This window comes from Streptomyces griseoloalbus (genome assembly GCA_014650015.1).
GTDB lineage: Bacteria > Actinomycetota > Actinomycetes > Streptomycetales > Streptomycetaceae > Streptomyces > Streptomyces griseoloalbus.
Genome location: BMUD01000098.1, coordinates 1 through 783, shown reverse-complemented (window position 1 = coordinate 783; position 783 = coordinate 1). Strand labels below are relative to the sequence as shown.

1 protein-coding gene is annotated in these 783 nt (G+C 46.2%); it reads right to left on the bottom strand.

Going from position 1 to position 783, the window contains the following annotated elements:
* The coding region (locus IE178_RS35115; RefSeq protein WP_438874443.1) for a hypothetical protein at positions 1-213 on the bottom strand (213 nt) is incomplete at its 3' end.
* Between the last annotated feature and the right edge of the window lie 570 nt (positions 214-783).

Below are 783 nucleotides of genomic sequence, written 5' to 3'. Positions count from 1 at the left end.
CACCGGGATCACCAGGTCGCTGTTCTCACGGATCAAAGTCTGGCTGGCCACGATATTGTTGATGGTGGCCTGGAACCCTTCCCACACCGACACCGTGCAGTTGGCGGCGGTGAGCCCCCCTTTGCGCATGTCCTCGAACAGGTCGCGGTTCCACTTGGCAATAATCAGCCCGTCGATAACGATGCTGTCGGCGTGCAATTCGGCTGGGCTCATCAGGCGTCCCCTTATTGGCGATTCATGCGCCGAATCGTCTGCCGGCGCTTTGGGGCCAGCATATGCCCAGGGGCCGACAGAGCCGGGTGCAAAAACGACAGGGGAATTGCCGAAAGCGTCAATCCGCGACAAAGGCTACCAAGAGAGGTCTGACTCGCGGCTGTTCTTTGTCTTACGCTTGAGCCAGAATTCAATACAACTCAAGAATAAAACGAACATACCTTTGTCAGCCATTGAATTAGAGAAGTTGAGAAAATACCCCTTAGAGTTGAACCTTTAATTCTTGGCTCACCTTCTTCTCTCTGTCTCTCTTAATTAGGATGACTATAAAACTTAGAGTGATGGAAAAATACTCATATTATGTAAGGGGAGTCACCCATCCTTATATAGAGGAGAGAAGAGGGCCAGATAAACTCTATCAGAAGAATTCCTAATCCATCAAGGTTTCCTTCTTATCTTAGAAGAGTGATTATATTAAAATTCTAATTACTGAACTTGATCTCAAATATTGGTTTTATCTAATTGTGGAGTCCAAATAAAATAAAACATGTAAAAATATGTAGGCTATTG